General features: G+C 61.0%; 10 protein-coding genes. 8 read left to right on the forward strand and 2 right to left on the reverse strand.

All coding sequences use genetic code 11. The features are described 5' to 3' along the window. Positions 1-153: 153 nt before the first annotated feature. Positions 154-1,677, reverse strand: coding sequence for a fumarate hydratase (locus AB4O36_RS02670; RefSeq protein WP_460121456.1), 1,524 nt, complete (start codon positions 1,675-1,677; stop codon positions 154-156). 326 nt (positions 1,678-2,003) lie between these two features. On the opposite strand from AB4O36_RS02670, the gene AB4O36_RS02675 reads away from it, so the two are divergent. From AB4O36_RS02675 to AB4O36_RS02685, 3 genes are read left to right on the forward strand one after another with little or no spacing between them, the layout of a single operon-like run. Beyond that, positions 2,004-3,110, forward strand: a complete 1,107-nt coding sequence (locus AB4O36_RS02675) for a GGDEF domain-containing protein (protein WP_460121457.1) — start codon at positions 2,004-2,006, stop codon at positions 3,108-3,110. Further along, positions 3,103-4,038, forward strand: a complete 936-nt coding sequence (locus tag AB4O36_RS02680; RefSeq protein WP_460121459.1) for an iron-sulfur-binding ferredoxin reductase — start codon at positions 3,103-3,105, stop codon at positions 4,036-4,038. Before AB4O36_RS02675 ends, AB4O36_RS02680 begins: the two co-directional genes overlap by 8 nt. Before the next feature lie 29 nt (positions 4,039-4,067). Beyond that, positions 4,068-4,817, forward strand: coding sequence for an enoyl-CoA hydratase-related protein (locus tag AB4O36_RS02685; protein ID WP_460121461.1), 750 nt, complete (start codon positions 4,068-4,070; stop codon positions 4,815-4,817). Between the two features lie 270 nt (positions 4,818-5,087). Here the strand turns inward: AB4O36_RS02685 and pyk are convergent, their stop codons facing one another. After that, on the reverse strand, positions 5,088-6,539 hold the full coding sequence (gene pyk, locus AB4O36_RS02690; protein ID WP_460121463.1) for a pyruvate kinase: 1,452 nt from the start codon (positions 6,537-6,539) through the stop codon (positions 5,088-5,090). Between the two features lie 172 nt (positions 6,540-6,711). Between pyk and AB4O36_RS02695 the strand changes: the two genes are divergently transcribed. The 5 genes from AB4O36_RS02695 (at position 6,712) to AB4O36_RS02715 (ending at position 17,574) form a co-directional block, all read left to right on the forward strand. Then, positions 6,712-7,095, forward strand: coding sequence for a tetratricopeptide repeat protein (locus tag AB4O36_RS02695; protein WP_460141006.1), 384 nt, complete (start codon positions 6,712-6,714; stop codon positions 7,093-7,095). A gap of 234 nt (positions 7,096-7,329) precedes the next feature. After that, a complete protein-coding gene (locus AB4O36_RS02700; RefSeq protein ID WP_460121466.1) occupies positions 7,330-7,689 on the forward strand; it encodes a PilZ domain-containing protein in 360 nt (119 codons plus the stop codon). Positions 7,690-7,991: 302 nt separating this feature from the next. Further along, a complete protein-coding gene (locus AB4O36_RS02705) occupies positions 7,992-8,840 on the forward strand; it encodes a Tc toxin subunit A (protein ID WP_460121468.1) in 849 nt (282 codons plus the stop codon). Positions 8,841-13,218: 4,378 nt separating this feature from the next. Continuing rightward, positions 13,219-16,956, forward strand: a complete 3,738-nt coding sequence (locus AB4O36_RS02710) for a Tc toxin subunit A-related protein (RefSeq protein WP_460141007.1) — start codon at positions 13,219-13,221, stop codon at positions 16,954-16,956. 96 nt (positions 16,957-17,052) lie between these two features. Beyond that, complete coding sequence (locus tag AB4O36_RS02715; RefSeq protein WP_460141008.1) at positions 17,053-17,574, forward strand: hypothetical protein; 522 nt, start codon at positions 17,053-17,055, stop codon at positions 17,572-17,574. Positions 17,575-17,616 lie beyond the last annotated feature (42 nt).

Consider the following 17,616-nt stretch of genomic DNA (forward strand, 5'->3'; position numbering starts at 1 on the left):
ACTTGTGCACTCAACTTATCAGCGGATTCGCGGGCTGTGACCTGTCACATCTGACAGGTCGGCCCCATAAAGGAGGAAAATCGCCGTTGCGCAGGCGAAAAAAAACCGGCCCGTCATCGCTGGCGGGCCGGTTTTCGAGCGTTTCAGTGCAACTTACTGCACTTCCACCGCCAGGCTCTCACTGATCTTTTTCTGCCAGATGGCAGGACCGGTGATATGCACCGACTCACCCTTGCTGTCCACAGCAACGGTGACCGGCATGTCCTTGACCTCAAACTCGTAGATCGCTTCCATGCCCAGCTCGGCGAAGGCCACCACGTGGGATTTCTTGATGGCTTGCGCCACCAGGTAAGCTGCACCGCCCACTGCCATCAGGTAAACGGCCTTGTGGTCCTTGATCGCCTCGATGGCGGTCGGGCCGCGCTCGGATTTGCCGATCATGCCCAACAGACCCGTCTGCTCGAGGATCTGGCGAGTGAACTTGTCCATCCGCGTTGCGGTGGTCGGGCCCGCCGGGCCAACCACTTCTTCGCGCACCGGATCGACCGGGCCGACGTAATAAATGAAACGACCCTTGAGGTCCACCGGCAGGCTTTCGCCTCGGTTCAGCATCTCGACCATGCGCTTGTGCGCGGCGTCGCGACCGGTGAGCATCTTGCCGTTGAGCAGGACGGTTTCGCCCGGCTTCCAGCTCTGCACTTCTTCCGGGGTCAGGGTGTCGAGATTGACACGACGAGCCGACGGGCCGGCTTCCCAGACGATTTCCGGGTAAGCATCCAGCGGCGGCGCTTCCAGCGAAGCCGGGCCGGAACCGTCGAGTACGAAGTGCGCGTGACGGGTGGCGGCGCAGTTGGGGATCATGCACACCGGCAGGGACGCGGCATGGGTCGGGTAATCCATGATCTTCACGTCGAGCACGGTGGTCAGGCCGCCCAGGCCCTGGGCGCCGATGCCCAGTTGGTTGACCTTCTCGAACAGCTCCAGGCGCATTTCTTCGATACGGTTCTGCGGGCCACGGGCCTTGAGCTCATGAATGTCGATGGACTCCATCAACACTTCCTTGGCCATGACCGCGGCTTTTTCGGCGGTGCCGCCGATACCGATGCCGAGCATGCCCGGTGGGCACCAGCCGGCGCCCATGGTCGGAACGGTCTTGAGTACCCAGTCGACGATCGAGTCGGACGGGTTGAGCATGGCCATCTTCGACTTGTTCTCGGAACCGCCGCCCTTGGCCGCCACGTCCACTTCCACGGTATTACCCGGAACGATGGAGTAGTGGATCACCGCCGGGGTGTTGTCCTTGGTGTTCTTGCGAGCGCCCGCCGGGTCGGCGAGGATCGAAGCACGCAGGACGTTTTCCGGCAGGTTGTAGGCGCGACGCACGCCTTCGTTGATCATGTCGTCCAGGCCCATGGTGGCGCCATCCCAGCGCACATCCATGCCCACGCGCACGAATACGGTGACGATGCCGGTGTCCTGGCAGATCGGGCGGTGGCCAGTGGCGCACATGCGCGAGTTGATCAGGATTTGTGCCATCGAATCACGGGCTGCCGGCGACTCTTCGCGCAGGTAGGCCTCGTGCATCGCCTGGATGAAGTCCACGGGATGGTAATAAGAAATGAACTGCAGGGCGTCGGCAACGCTCTGAATCAGGTCGTCTTGCTTGATCACGGTCATGAGTCGCGTTCCTCGATTCTTAAGGCAGCTATGAGCTTTCAGCATCAAGCGGCACGATGAAGCTGTCGGCATACTGCTCTGAGCTTGCTGCTTGAAGCTGAAAGCTTGCAGCCGCTCTTCTGGCTAAAACGGCGCGGCAGTATACCGCGCCCAGGTAGCCGGCACACGTGCCAAGGGTTATTCGTTGGTCGCATAACGGGCGGGTGGGGCTGGACGGCCGGTGGACCAAAAATTGAATGGTCATTTATCCGCCTCGCCACTAAAGTGGCGATCGGTCTGTAGAGCAGGACACTCGATCAGCCTCCTTTAGCACGGTGAGTCAACGATTGACCCATAACGCCATCCAGCGCCTGTTGCTCAAACGATTTGCCCTCGCAGCCGGCACCTATGCCCTGGCCCTGATGTTGCTGTGGCTGGCGTTTTTTACCGGGCATTACCATCAGTCCCTGACGAACGTCGCTGTCGGCAGTGCGCTGGCGTTCATCAGCCAGGCGGCCTTGTTCGCGGTGTTCTACAGCGGCTGGAACCTGCGCTTCAGCGATCCCAGCCTGACCGAAGCCCAGGTATTGCTGGGGCTGGGCTGGCAATCCTGGCTGATCGCCAATCTGGATGAAGCCCGTGGCGCGTTCCTGGTGTTCTACGTGCTGATTCTGTTGTTCGGCCTGTTCCACCTGTCTCGCCGCGCCTTTGCCCGGTGTGCGCTGCTGGTGTTTTTCAGTTTCAGCGCGATCACCTTGTGGGAAGGCTACAACTTCCAGCTGGCGGATCCGGCATTGGCGGCCTTGCAGGCATGCGTGCTGTTGATCGTGCTGGTCTGGCTGGAACTCTATGCGCGGTACGTCCAGGCGTCGCGGCAACGGATGCGCCAGCGCCGGTTCGCCTTGCAAGCGCATCAGGACACCCTGCGGGGGATGATGCGTCAGCTCGAAGACCTGGTCGCCACCGACGAACTGACCGGATTGTTCAACCGCCGGCACTTCCTGCGCCTGGCTTCGCGGGAGCTCGACACCATGGAACCGGGTGTCGCCCATGGTCTGGCGCTGATTGACCTTGACCATTTCAAGCGCATCAACGACGTGCACGGTCACGCTGCGGGCGATCAGGTGCTGCAAGCCTTTGCCGGTGTGGCCAGTGCCTGCTTGCGCGATGGCGATGTGCTGGCCCGTTATGGTGGCGAGGAGTTCGTGGTGCTGCTGCCCGATTGCAGCCCGGAACGCCTGACGGCCTGTTGCGAGCGACTGCGTATCGCGTTTACCGATGTCCAGTTGATCGGCTTGAAGGTGGGTAACCTCAGCCTGTCGGGCGGCATGACCCTGCTGGAGCCGGGTGACGACCTCGATGACGCCTTGCAGCGTGCCGACCAGGCGCTCTATCGGGCCAAACGCGACGGGCGCAATCGTTGTGCCGCGGCCTGGGAGAATGTCGATGCCTGAGTTGCGGGTCGGCGATCGCAGTTGGTCGGTGGCACCGGGCAGCAACCTGCTCGATGCCTTGAATCAAAACGGCGTGGCCGTGCCCTACAGCTGCCGCGCCGGCAGTTGCCATGCGTGCCTGGTGCAATGCAGCCAAGGGTTGCCCAGCGACAACCGGCCCGATGCATTGAGCGTCGAGCAACGCCAGCAAGGCTGGCGCCTGGCGTGTCAATGTCAGGTGATCGAGGATTTGCAGGTGCACGCCTTCGATCCTCTGCAGGACGGACGTCCGGCCGAAGTCGCTGCCGTCGATTGGCTGAGCCGCGACGTATTGCGCCTGCGTCTGACCCCACAACAGCCCTTGCGCTATAGCGCCGGCCAGCATCTGGTGCTGTGGGCGGGACAGGTGGCGCGCCCTTATTCGCTGGCCAGCCTGCCGCAAGAAGATCGCTTTCTGGAGTTCCACCTCGATTGCCGCCAGAGCGGCCAATTCAGTGACGCCGCACGTCAGTTCAGCGTCGGCGACAGCCTGCGCCTGGGCGAGCTGCGCGGTGGCGCCTTGCATTACGACCCCGACTGGGACACTCGGCCGCTTTGGTTGTTGGCGGCCGGCACCGGCCTTGGGCCGTTGTTCGGCGTGTTGCGCGAAGCCTTGCGCCAGGATCACCAGGGCGACATCCGCGTGATTCACCTGGCCCATGATGCGCAAGGGCATTATCTGGCCAAACCCTTGCAGGCCATGGCCGCCAGTCGCCCGAACCTCAGTGTCGAGCTGTGGACGTCGACCGAGTTGCCGGCGGCTTTGGCGCAACTGCGGCTTGTTTCCCGGCAAACCCTGGCCTTACTCTGCGGGTCCCCCGACAGCGTCGACGCCTTCGCCCGGCGCCTGTATCTGGCGGGACTGCCGCGCAACCAACTGCTGGCCGACGTCTTCCTGCCTCGCGGTTGAGCGCTGACCTTTCAGACGCGAGACCTTCCATGACCGATGCCATCCAGATCGAACGCGAACGCGGCCTGCTGACCCTGCGCCTGAACCGGCCCGATAAAAAGAACGCCCTGACCCGCGCCATGTACAGCCAATTGGGCGAGGCGTTGAGGCAGGCGGATGCCGACTCGGACATCAATGCCGTTCTGATCAGCGGCTCCAGTGAGTGCTTCACCGCCGGCAACGACATCGCCGACTTCCTCCAGGAACCGCCAAGCAGCCTCGACAGCCCGGTGTTCCGCTTCATGCTGGCGCTGCTCGAATGCCGCAAACCGGTGGTCGCGGCAGTGGCCGGGGCCGCCGTGGGCATCGGCACGACGCTGTTGCTGCATTGCGACCTGGTGTATGTCAGCCGGGACGCGCGACTGCGCATGCCGTTCGTCAACCTCGGTTTGTGCCCGGAGTTCGGTTCCAGCCTGATCCTGCCGCGCCTGCTTGGGCACGCCAAGGCGGCTGAGTTGTTGTTGCTCGGCGAAGGTTTTAATGGTGAGCAGGCGGCGGCTTGGGGCATCGCGTCCGAAGCCCTGGGCAGTGGCGAAGAAGCATTGGCCCGGGCGCGGGAGATGGCCCTGCGATTCGAGTCCTTGCCGCCGGACGCGGTGCGCATCAGCAAACAACTGATGAAGGCGCTGGACCGCGAGCCTCTGCGCAAGGCAATAGAAGAGGAGGGCGCGCTCTTTATTCAACGGTTGCGCTCGCCGGAGGCGGTGGCGGCGTTGTCGGGGTTTATCAACAAGCGCTGAATCCTCGTCGGCTGGGGCCCCTGTTCCTGTAGGAGCGAGTTCACTCGCGATGGTCGTCAACGATAACGCTGGCCGCCTGACACCACTCGGTGCCTGTGCCTCCATCGCGACGGTTCGACGCCTCGACATATTCGCTCCTACAGGAGTCGCGTCGTTCACAAATCTCATGTGGGAGCCTGCTCGCGATGAGGCCAACACATCATCAGAACCATAAAACAAAAAGCCCCGCCATTCACATGGCGGGGCTTTGTTTTTTCAGCAACCGGTCACTCAGACCATCGGGTCGCCAACGTGCAGGATCTTCATGCCGTTGGTGCCACCAATGGTGTTGTAGCTGTCGCCCTTGGTCAGGATGACCCAGTCGCCTTGCTCCACCACACCGCGCTTGAGCAGCTCGTCGATGGCCGCCTGGCTGACCTGGCTTGGTGGCAGGGAGGCAGGGTCGAACGGAATGGTGTACACGCCGCGGAACAAGGCCGGACGGGCCTGGGCTTCACGATGCGGGGTGAACGCATAGATGGGCACCGAGGAGCGGATACGCGACATGATCAGCGGGGTGTAGGCGCTTTCGGTCAGTGCGATGATCGCTTTCACGCCCGGGAAGTGGTTGGCGGTGTACATGGTCGCCAGGGCGATGCTTTCGTCGCAGCGCTCGAAGGTCTTGCCGATGCGGTGGCTGGAGGTCTTGCCGGTTGGGTGCTTTTCGGCACCGACGCAGATGCGCGCCATGGCCTGCACGGCTTCCAGCGGGTACTGGCCAGCGGCACTCTCGGCCGAGAGCATCACGGCGTCGGTGTAGTCGAGCACGGCGTTGGCTACGTCGGACACTTCGGCGCGCGTCGGCATCGGGTTCTGGATCATCGACTCCATCATCTGGGTCGCCACGATCACGGCCTTGTTGTGACGACGGGCGTGCAGGATGATCTTTTTCTGGATGCCCACCAGCTCGGCGTCGCCGATTTCCACGCCCAGGTCACCACGGGCCACCATCACGGCGTCGGAAGCCTTGATCAGGCCGTCGAGGGTTTCGTCGTCGGCCACGGCTTCGGCGCGTTCGATCTTCGCGACCAGCCAGGCGGTGCCGCCGGCTTCGTCGCGCAGTTGGCGGGCGTATTCCATGTCGGCTGCGTCACGCGGGAAGGACACGGCGAGGTAGTCGACTTCCATCTCGGCGGCGAGCTTGATGTCGGCCTTGTCCTTCTCGGTCAGGGCAGGGGCAGTCAGGCCGCCACCACGACGGTTGATGCCCTTGTGGTCCGACAGCGGACCGCCAATGGTCACGACGCAATGGAGTTCGGTGGCGGTGGCGGTTTCGACGCGCATCACTACGCGGCCGTCGTCGAGCAGCAGCTCGTCGCCCACGCCGCAATCCTTGACCAGGTCCGGGTAGTCGATGCCGACGACCTGCTGGTTGCCTTCAGTCAAAGGATGGCTGGTGGAGAAGGTGAACTTGTCACCGATCTTCAGCTCGATCTTCTTGTTGGCGAATTTGGCGATACGGATTTTCGGACCTTGCAGGTCACCCAGCAGGGCGACGAAGCGACCGTGTTTGGCCGCCAGGTCCCGCACCAGCTTCGCGCGAGCCTTGTGCTCGTCGGGCGTGCCGTGGGAAAAGTTCAGGCGGGCGACGTCCAGGCCAGCCAGGATCAGCTGTTCCAGTACTTCCGGCGAGTTACTGGCCGGGCCAAGGGTAGCGACGATTTTGGTACGACGGACGGACATGCAAAGACTCCTGAGTTCAAGCGCTGAGTGAGGCTACTATGCTCTTGGGGTGTAGTCATTGTTCATGTGCACTACTTATTCGTTTGTTGATTGAACCGGGTACATTAGATGACCGGCAGCCTGAAGATTTCCGTCGACGGGTCGATACAGAGCTCAAGACAGGAGAACCCCCATGCGATTCATGCCCATAGCCGCCCTTGCCCTCGCCGTAGTCAGCGTTACGGGCTGCACCCGTTGGTCGATGAACCATCATTTGAATAACGCCTACAGCGCCTACGAGCGTGGCAATTGCGAACAGGTGACACTCGAATTGTCCAAAGTTGATCGTGCCAGCCGCGCGCGGTCATACGTGTGGCCGGAAGTGTCGATGCTGCGCGGTTTGTGTCTGGAGCGACAAAAACTGTTCGTGGACGCGGGGCAGACTTACCAGTTCATCATCGCTTCGTACCCGCAGAGCGAATACGCCTACCGTGCCCAGGCGCGGCTGGATACCTTGCAATCGCTGCGACATTTCCCGTTGCGAAGTGCCGCCGTGGTGCGTCCGACGCGGTTCTGATTGGGCTTGTCATTCAAAGCTGGCTCACCGGCAAGGGTGAGCTATAGTCCAATTATCCGGCTCTCAAGCGTGGCTTGCGGACCGAGGCAACACCTGTGATCGGCAGGAGTAAGCGACAGCGCCGTATCGACTGTCGCACCGTGACCGGGGAGAGCGCGCCAATGCCTTCAAAGGCAGGCCCGTTCCGAAGTGATAGTGCGGCCTCTCTCGGGGGCCTTGCATGGCGAACCCAACATGTCCTCTGACCGCCGGATCGAGCGGCATCAACTGCCGTATTTTCTCAGAGTGTTCAACAGCGTTACCGACAAGCCGATCGGATTTCTGGGCAACGTCTCTGAAGACGGGCTGATGCTCATCAGCCAGTTGCCGATGATGATTGGCGCCGATTTTGAGTTGCGCTTGAAGATCCCCTTGCCTGATGGTCGTTTGCAGGTGGTTGACCTTGGCGCCTGTTGCCTATGGTGCCATGAAGACGCCACCCCCCTGCATTACGACGCCGGGTTCCGCTTGCAGTGGGCCGCGCCGGAGTTCGCGGATCTGGTGCAGGCGTTGAGGCGCTATTTCAGTTTTCAGCCGCTGTCGGCTTCTGCGTGACCTGATTCCGCCCCAGACGTTCTCGCAGTGACTGACGTCGCGTTCATCGTTCGACGCGACGAATTCCTGGCTGAACAGTTTTTTCTTGCCCGCCGTCCCCCGCGTATCGAACGCGTTCCCCGGCCCTGCGCCACGGGGCTTCCCCCTCGTTCTCATGCCTGTTTTCTGTCCCCGGTAACACCTACCGCCCGTCGGCACTGTCAGTTCTCACAGGTGTGGCGTTTTCAATGCCCGGCGTACAAAGGTCGTGCGTACCAAAACCCTTCGCCTTTACCGGCGCCGCCCCTGGCAGGAGAACGACAGTGAGAAAGGCGATCACCAACCCATCGCTGCAGCAACTGCTCGACTCCGTGCCCACGAAACGAGGCGCCAGGACTCGCGCGAAATGCAGCGAATACATCGAGAAGGGCGGCTCGGTGTTCGGCATCCTGAAGATGGATCACCAGAGCCTGGAAGAGACCTTCGGGGTGGCCGGTGATGACGTGCAGGCCCTGCGCGACAAAGCCGCGAGCCTGGCGCTGTACGCCGCCCGGCAGTTTCGTGAACAGCGGCTGGTGAGGCAGGGGCCGGAAAACCCGCTGCACCGCTCCGGCGCCAGGGCGGTGATGGAAATGCCCAATTTCAATGATCTGTTCGGACCGAAGTGGGAGGGGGCCAGCCCGCCGAACACCATGAGTGCGAACAACTTCGCGGTTGCCTATTTCGTGCATCTGATCACGCTGGCACGGGACCTGGAGGCGCGGGCGGCGGGTGGCGCCGGACTGGTCACGCTGGACACGCGACGCCCCGATCTGGCCAACATGGTCATCGACGCCAAGGCCACTTTCCAGGTAAAACCGACGGTCAAGCTGTTCAACGAAATACTGGAAAACATCATCGAGGCCTACCTGGCGCCCGCGCTTGAAGACAACAATCAGGTGGTCGATGACGTGCTCCGGGTGACGCGCTTTCCCCCCGGTCGATGCCGTTCGAGTGGTACAAGGAGCAATATACCCGGGTGCTGGACCAGAACCGGATATTGCTGGGCCATGTCGTTCGCGCCATCGACCCTCCCGCACCGTACTTCAAGCAGCCTGGCGTGCGCGGGGCGTTGTCGGATAATGCGCTGCAGTTGTCGTGCAAACTCGGGCCGCAACAGCAGCAATTGTTGACCGAGCGCTTCGTGGTCGCCGGTAACGAAGCGAAATTCTACCTGGATAACTTCAATTCCACGGCGGCCAAACTGCTCGACTCGGTGTATTTCTGCGCCAAGGCCGATATCGACGCGCTGAGGTTGACCCAGTTGCTGTCGATTGAAACTTTCGCGCCGACCCGATCCCCCAACGTTCCGGTCGCAGCACCGACCCCCAGTGAGTTTGGCTCGACCTACATCAACTCCGGCAACACCAAGTCGATCGACTTGTCCGCGCCTGTCGAGGGTTCGACCCGTCAGTTCCTCAACATTACGCTCACCGGCATGGACCGGATCAACCGGATGCTGCGCTTGAGCCGTTGGCTGGACTTGCCGCCCTACGAAGTCGATCGCTTTCTTTGGGCCTGTCACCATGCCGAGATCCGCGGCGAAACGGTCGACCCCGCAGCCCGGGCCAAGGCAATGGCGGAAAAGCCGATCAAAATTACCAACAACGCCCTTCGTGCGCTCGGCCTGTTCCGCGAGTTTCAGTTGCTGTTCCGTTGCACGATTGATCAGTTCGTCGTGCTGATCGACGAAATTCTTCCCTTCGGCATAGGTGACGCACAACCGCAGTTCGACCTGATCTTCAACCAGGAAGGCCTGTTCGATACCCCGCTGAAGGCCGATGGGCGTTTTTTCTTCATCGAACCGAAAACCCGCGACGATATACGCATAGTCGATCAGATTTGCCGGCCTCTGGGCTTCAACCTGGAGGTCTGGCGCTACCTCTCGCGTTTCGTCGCCAAGAGCTACAACTTCACCGACGAACTGCCGTGCAGTCTGCCAGTGCTGTCGTCGTTTTACCGCCTGGCCCTGCTCGCTTCCTTTTTCCGGCTCAACCCGATCGAACTGGCAGCCTTGCTCGAACTCTTGAGTGAGCGAGGGGCCAGCGAGGTGCTGCAACGTATTCTTGGCGAGTCGCGCCTGTTGGTCAGCGGTACCAGCGGCGTGGGCGATGTGTTGAGCGTGATGCACGCGGCGCAGTCCTGTGCCCAGTGGCTCAAGGACAATAACCTGAGCGTGCCCTGGCTGGTCGCGCAGGTGAAGGAGGTGGTGACGCCGCCCATCGCGACGGACGAAGAAATCACCCTGATCCAGGAGATGTACACCCGAGTGCAGCCGACCCTGTTGTCGGAAAGCGTTTTCCGCGCAGCGGGCATCGGGCTGAGCGATGACGCCGAAACGACCGAATGGATGGCCTTGCTCGGTCAATTGGTCGATGAAAAGGGTCTGATCTCGAGTCTGACCAACGACGAGAGCGATTACACACGGGTGGTCGCCGAAGTTGAAGCGGCGATGGAGCAGGCCGGTATTTCCGCCAGCGATGAAGAGCGGGTACGTACAGTCCTGGTTGCGGCGGTGTTGCAGGCGCGTGATGCGCAAATCGCCGTGGTCGTGGAAAGCCTGGCGACGAAGTTGAAGTGCACCCACGACCAGGTGCTGCCGCTGCTCAAATGGGTCGACACCGGCGGCGTCTATGTGCTGCTCAAGGAAACCGTGCGCGCCCTCGAGGAAGTGAACCTGCCCACCGACAGGATCAACCTCGGCGACCGTGTGCTCAACCTGCTCGGGCACCTGACCCGGCGCGCCGAGGTGGCGAGCAAACTGGCGTTGGCGTCGGCCATGCTGGCGACCCTGACCACCGCTAGGAACTTCGAATGGTTCGGCCTGCAGGACGCGCAGAACCTCAATCTGGCGACGCTGTACAAACTGACCCAGGTTCAGCGGGCAGTGAAGCACACCGGGCAGCCGGCGGAAAAACTCTTCAACTACCTGAGAATGGCCAACAGTCTGCCGCCGATCCTCACGCCAGAGGACGAGCGACTGATCCGCGACGCCGCCGCGACGCAACTGGCGCAAGTGCTGAACTGGGGTGTTCGGGAGGTCATCGAGTGCATTCTCTACCTGGGCAAGTTGGTGATCCGCGATACCGACGATATCGACACGCTGCTGCGCATCCGCGAGTTGGCCACCCGCACCAAGCTGGATGCCAAGGCCCTGATTCAACTGGGCCTGCTTACCCACAACAGTGACAAGGATGCTTACCGCACCGCCGCGGAGCGTGTCATGGAAGTGCTGTCCGGCGCCGCGTTCGAGGGGCAAATCCAGGAGGTCGGCGAGGTCGGCCAGAGCGTGACCCACGAAATCAGGTGCATCAACGACACCCTGATCGCCAACATGAAAGGCCAGGTGGCCCTGATCGAGGTGTGGATACGCGACCTGGCGGGCAACCCCATGTCGAACATCACCATCACTTGGGAAGCGAACCGTCCCGGCTTGCTGCAACAACGGTCCACCACCGACAACGACGGGCGTGCCGTGGTGCACTTCCAGCCCGAGGTTTCCAAATGGCAGGGCGAGGTGCTGGTCACGGCCCGCTATGGTCTGGATATGAAAGCTGTTGGTCCGACGATCTTTGTCGCAAGCGATGAACTGACCGTGGGCTTCACCCCCGGAGGCACGCCGAACCCTCGCCCTGACGAACAATTCCTCGCCGGCGGCAAGGATAGCTTCCCGGTCCATGTGATTCTGATGGACCACTACGAGAACCCTGGTATCGGACGCACCGTGATCTTCACCGGCGATGGGCTCACCGCCAAACCGCCCAGCACGACAACCGATGAAAACGGCATTGCCAGCACCCTCGTCACCAGTATGGCGCCCATCAGCGACGCGATCCTGGTGGCCACTTACGCCAGCAAGGACGCCAGGGTCATCACCAACATCGACTTTATCGACAGCCCCTCGATCACCCGCCTGGAGGTGGCTTCGGTCGCGCTGGTCGGGCAACCGCTGCTGCTTCACTGCCATGTGGTGCGCCTGGACAAAACGCCGGCACCGGGTGTGGAGATCAAGCTGTATGCCGGGGCCGGTACGACCCCGATCGGTACGGCCACCACCAACCCGGACGGCATCGCCGAGTTCACCGTAGCGGCGCCGGCCGCCGGTAAGCAGGCCTACACCGCCAAGGTCATCATGGACGAGCAGCAGATCGAGGTCGACGTCGCACCAACGGCGGTGATCCATGGGGAATCGGCGCGGCCCGAATTTCCCGGGGTGGGCACTCCCCATCAGTTGTTCGTCACGGTCCGGCAGGCGAACAACAACCAGTCGCCGCCGGTGCCCAATTGTGACGTGGAGTGGAGCTACACGGGGCCCGGCCCGGCTGCGACGCCGGTCAATATCCCGACCGACAGTGAGGGGCGATCCTCCTATGCGTTCGTGGGCGAGGTCGCCGGTGATTACGTGGTGACGGCCGATCGCAAGACCGTCGCGGCGGAAAAGCGCACGTTCAACGTCAAGGTGGTCCCGGCCATTGCCTGGGAGTGGGAAATGGGCGAGGCACCTGCCGGGGCCGGGGCCGGGGCCGTGGTCGCCCAGACCTCTGCCAGCGCACCGCTGGAGTTTATCCGTGGCCGGGATTACATCCTCACCATCAAGATGCCCACGGGCATGGACCTCAATGGCGCGCTCGGCATGCTGGCGTTCGAGGGGGCGCTGTCGGCGAAGGCCTTGGGCATGGACATCGAACCACGGGAAGGGGCCGTCGTCGCCATCGGCGCGCAAACCAGCCTGCAGTGGCGCATCAACTGTCGGGACCTGCGTAATGGCACGTTCAGGCTGATCTTTTCCTGCGACCGGTTCAGCCAGCACCTGGCACTGGACGCCCGCCTGGGGACGCCGGCGCCGGTGCTGCTGTCCCCGGTCAATGGTGCCCCGAAAGTCGAGGTTCAACCCTTGCTGCACGGCACGGGCACCCGCTCGGCGCAAATCATCATCTACGGCGGCGCCGGCGCGGTATTGGCCAGGACCAGCGTGGGTGCAGATGGCAAGTGGGCGGTGAGGTTTGCCGAGAAGCTGTCACCGGGCCCGCATACGTTCGTGGTGACGCAGCGCAACATTGATGCGACCGAATCTTCGGCGGCGCCTGTGCAGGTGACGGTGGTGGCTGGCTATGCCGCGCACCCGGTCGTTCTCAAACCGCTCACGGGCAGCAAAGTGCCTGTCCAGTCCTGGCTTGAAGGGCTCGGCTTGCCCGGCGTCGAGGTGAGAATAGTCCGGACGGGATCTGCGGGAACGCTCTATGCGCAGGGCATGGTCAATGCGGACGGACGTTGGCGAGTCCAGTTCAAGCCCGAGTTGGGACCAGGACCCTACAGGTGCGGTGCGGGCTTTTACATGAATGACACGCTGATTTCGCCCTGGATGCCCGAAAACATTGATTTGGAATTGATTGCCAGGGGTTAGATGTCTGAGGTCGCCGGGCGAGTCGAACCAAGCGGGCTCGTCCGCAGGCGTCTGCCGTTCGTCTCGACTCACTGCCGGAAGCACACCGCATTCCAGGGGTTATCAAAGTGGACACAACCGTCATTGGTACATTGCAGGAACTGCGTTGCTGCGCCCTCGCCGATTACTTTCTGGGGCAGATGGCGCCGAACATGGAGGTGACCAAGCCTCTGGAGCTTTCCTCGGTCGAGGACCTGTACGCCTACCTGCTGCTGGACACGCAAATCGGCCAGCAACCGGAATCATCGGCCCTGGCCGAAGCGATCGCGGCGGTGCAACAGTATCTGAATGCGATCTACCACAGCATGGAACCTGGTCATACCCATGACTTCAGCAAGGATGAGCTGGATACCTGGCGCATCAGTCGCAGCAACATAGCCAACTGGGCCGGTTTTGAAATGCTGAAACAGGATCCGGAGATCTATATAGACCCGACGTTGCGGCTGAACAAGTCCGAGTCGTTCAAAGAGCTGGAAAACAACATGGCCCAGGGTGGGCTCGAAGAAACGTTCGTGCAAAAGGCATTGTCTGGCCATCTGACGAAATTCAGTGAGTTGTGCAACCTGGCGATGGTTTCAGGCTACATCGACAGCGTCAACGGCACCGACCCCGGCAAAGGCAAAAACTTCAAGAATGCCGATTACTACCTGATTGGCCAGAAGCGGGTGCAGCCTTTTTCCTATTACTGGCGCAAGGCCGAGGTCGAATTGAATGAGCAGAGTACTTTTCTTTCGCCGGCCGCCTGGGATGAGTGGAAGGAAGTAAAAATTCCCACCACCCAGCACATGCTCGGCTTGCGCCCTGTAATGGTTGGCCCTCTTCTGATGGTGGTGTGGGTCGAGGCCGAAGAGCTCGAGGATCAGGAGCACTTTCTCGGTGATCTGATTGTCAGGATTCTCGGAGGGTGGACATACAAAATACAGGTCAGCTATCGCGACATGAGTGGCGAATGGAAAGTTCCGATGACCCTTAGCCAGGGACGGTTCAAACACGAGCGTGGCGCACCTGTGCAGTTGGTGGTCACGCAGTTCGTTGGGACCCAGGTAAAGCCTGAACCCACATTGCAAATTTGTTTTGCCCCGAGCGTATTGGACATTGGTGATACACCGCAGCGCTTCTATGCCGCTATCGACAAGCTGTTCAAACCGGTGACACCTGAAAAAGTGCTGCTCAATGAACTACTCAAAGGGGACTTTGCTGCGCCAGAAACGTTGCAATACAACGTGGCCAATGCCACGGTCGTTGCCAAAACTCCGACCATCAGGGAAGAGGCGTCCGGCGCTCAGTTTCTCGATCTCACGCTTTTGAGCATTGATGGCGTCAAAGAGGTACGCCTCAACTCACTATTCGGGGCGGAACTGGTGGCAAAAGCCGCCATCTCCATCGACGAACTCCTGTCCCTGGCCACCCAGAACACCCTTGAACCCAAACCGGGTTCACCTACCGAAGGGGTTCCCATCGACTTCAACAGCGCCCACGGTACCTTCTATTGGGAGCTGTTTTTTCACATGGTGTTCCTCATCGCCTGTCGGTTGCGCGACGAGGGCAAATACCTGGAGTCGCAGCGCTGGTTTCACTACATCTTCAACCCGCACATCCGTACCCCACGGCCCGGCGAGACCGTACCACTAGCCCAATACTGGCAGTGCCGGGTCTTGCTGGAAGAGGGCCTTCCGGATTTTGAATCCAAGGGCCTGGCTGACCCGGATGCCATCGCCTTCGCCGACCGTATCCACTACCGCAAGGCGGTTTTCATCCACTACGTGCGTTGCATCCTCGCCCATGCCGACTCGCTGTATCGACAATTGACCCGCGACAGTCTGACGGCGGCAAAACTGCAATACATGCGCGCCCTGGCACTGATGGGCCCGGAGCCCACCGCGAAGGCCATTGACCATTGGGTGCCACGGTCGGCCAACGAGATTCTCGAGACCAAGGCCCAGGGTCTCTCCTCCCTGGAAACCTATGCCGCCGCGCTCTCGGTCAACATCGGGGATCTGCCGCCGCGGATCGCAGGCACGGCGGATTACACGATTCTGGAACTGGATGTCTTCCGCCCCTTTGCCAACCCAGAGGTGCTGAACCTTTGGAAGTACATCAAAGAGTGCCTGTTCAACATGCGGCACAACCTGACGCTCGACGGCAAGGAGATGAATCTGGCCTTGTATGAAAATCCGACCCATCCTACTCAGTTGATGATGGCGCAGGCCGGTGGTTCATGGGGCGCGATACGAAATGCCGGCGGCTGGAAGAGCATTCCGCACTACCGGTTCCGGCCGTTGCTGGCCATCGCCCAAAATGCGGTGCAGATGCTGATCGGCTATGGCCGGGAAGTCCGGCTGCTGATGGAGGCCGGTGATCGGGCAGAACAGGAAGAAATGATCCAGATGCATGGCGCAGAGCTGTCAGCCTATGCCATCGACATTCAGCAACAGTCGATCGACCAGATCAAGGCGTCGTTGAAAGGCTTGGAGGAAAGTAAAAAGGTAGTCGAGGATCGGGCTCAGTATTACCAGAGCCTCGATGAAAGCAGGCTGGTCGCTGCTGAAATCAAGGCGGACGATAAGGTATTGGATGCCAAATACACGCTGTTTGCGGTGCAAGCGGCGCAAACTGCACAAGGCGTAGCGAACAGTGCACCGAACATCTTCGGTATGGCTGCTGGTGGCGTGAATTGGGGCGCCGCAATCGGTGCAGTCGGGGCGGTCGCTGGCTTATTTTCCACAGGGCTTTCCATTGATGCGGAGTCCTTGCACAAGAGCGCGTTCTACCACCGTCGGTCGCAAGATTGGAAATTCGCGTCGAGACAGGCCAGGAGCGAAATGCAAGTACTCGACCAGCAGATCCTCGCCATGCAGCACTCGCTCACCGGCGCCACGGCCAGCCTGGCGCAGACCCGCAGGGCGCATGCCCAGGCGGAAGAGGTGCTGAGCTTTTACAAGACCCGCTCGACCAATCGCGAGCTCTACCGTTATTTGCTCGGGCAGATGTCCACCCTGTTCTTCCAGGCCTACGACACTGTTTTTGCGATGTGCAAGATGGCGGAGTCCGCTTGGCAATACGAGCTGGGCGATTACCAGTCGCAGTTCGTCCAGGGGGGCGCGTGGAGCGACAAGCTGCATGGCCTGGGTTCGGGGGAAATTCTGCAGGGCGATCTGGCCCGTATGGAGCGGCGGTACCTGGAGCGTAATGAGCGGCGGCTGGAGCTGACCAAGACCATTTCCCTGCGCCAGTTGTTCGAACGGGGCGTGTTCGGGCCGGAAACGCAATGGCCTGATGTCATTGCTGCGCTCATCGCAGGAAAAGTCGATTTTGAGTTGCCGCAACGGCTCTTCGACGAGGATTACCCGGGTCATTACTGCCGAACGGTCGTCACGGCTTCACTGTCGGTGCCGGTAGTGCTCGGTCCTTATGACGACTTGAAAGCGACGCTGACCCAACTGCGCAGCGTCACGGCCCTGGAGCCCAACCCCGACAGTCTGCCTTATCTGTATCGCGAGGAAGGTCACGAACTGCCGCCGCCGGACGTCGTGTTGAACCTGCGTAATAACCAGCAGATTGCGATCAGCACCGGCGTGGATGATGCCGGTATGCATCAGATGTCGATGTCTGATGACGGGCGTTACTTCGCCTTCGAAGGCACGGGTGCAGACAGCACATGGCGCCTGGAATTTCCGCGCTCGAATACGCAGGAACAACAGAAGATCATTAACAGCATGACGGACGTGATCATACACCTGCGCTATACCGCGAAGGTGGGTGGGCCGGCATACAAAGCGGCGGTGCTGGAAAAACTTGAAGGTTGATGACTGCCGCCCGATGGAAATCGGGGCGGCTCATTCAGAATGCCGAGGACGCCGCCGGCGTCTCGGGAACGTTTGACCATTCGAGGTGAACACATCATGAGCGATGAAGAAATCCCGGGCCGTAATCTGGTGAAATCCAGCCAGTTCGAACCGAACTGGGAGGCACACTGGAAACATGATGGCGTCGGCTTTGCCGGTGTATTCATAGACGAGACGTATGGATACTACATGCACCTCAATGCCAGCGCGCAGGTGCTCCAGAAGGTGATGGTGCCGCGTTTTACCGTGGCCCAGTGGCCGGAGGTGAAATTTCGCCTGGGATGTCAGTACGAAAACGTGGCCAACGGCAAAGAGTCCAGAATCGTCATCACCACCAGCTTGGGCCTGGAAACCATCATCGGCCTGAGCGGCCTCCCCGGGAAGGCTGAGTGGAACGAATATCCACTGCAGCATCTGGAGAAAATGGCACAAGAGGACGAGAGCCTCGACATCACCCTGCACGGCCCGAGCATCGGCGGCTCAGGCGGACTGCGGCTCACCGCGATCACCTGCGACGTGCTGATCCCGCCGCTTCGAGTCAAACAACTCAAACTCGACAACAAAGAGTACAACCCCTGAGCCCTGTACCTGTAGGAGCCAGCATGCTGGCGATGGAGGCCC

It is taken from the genome of Pseudomonas sp. S2_E01 (assembly GCF_054668365.1).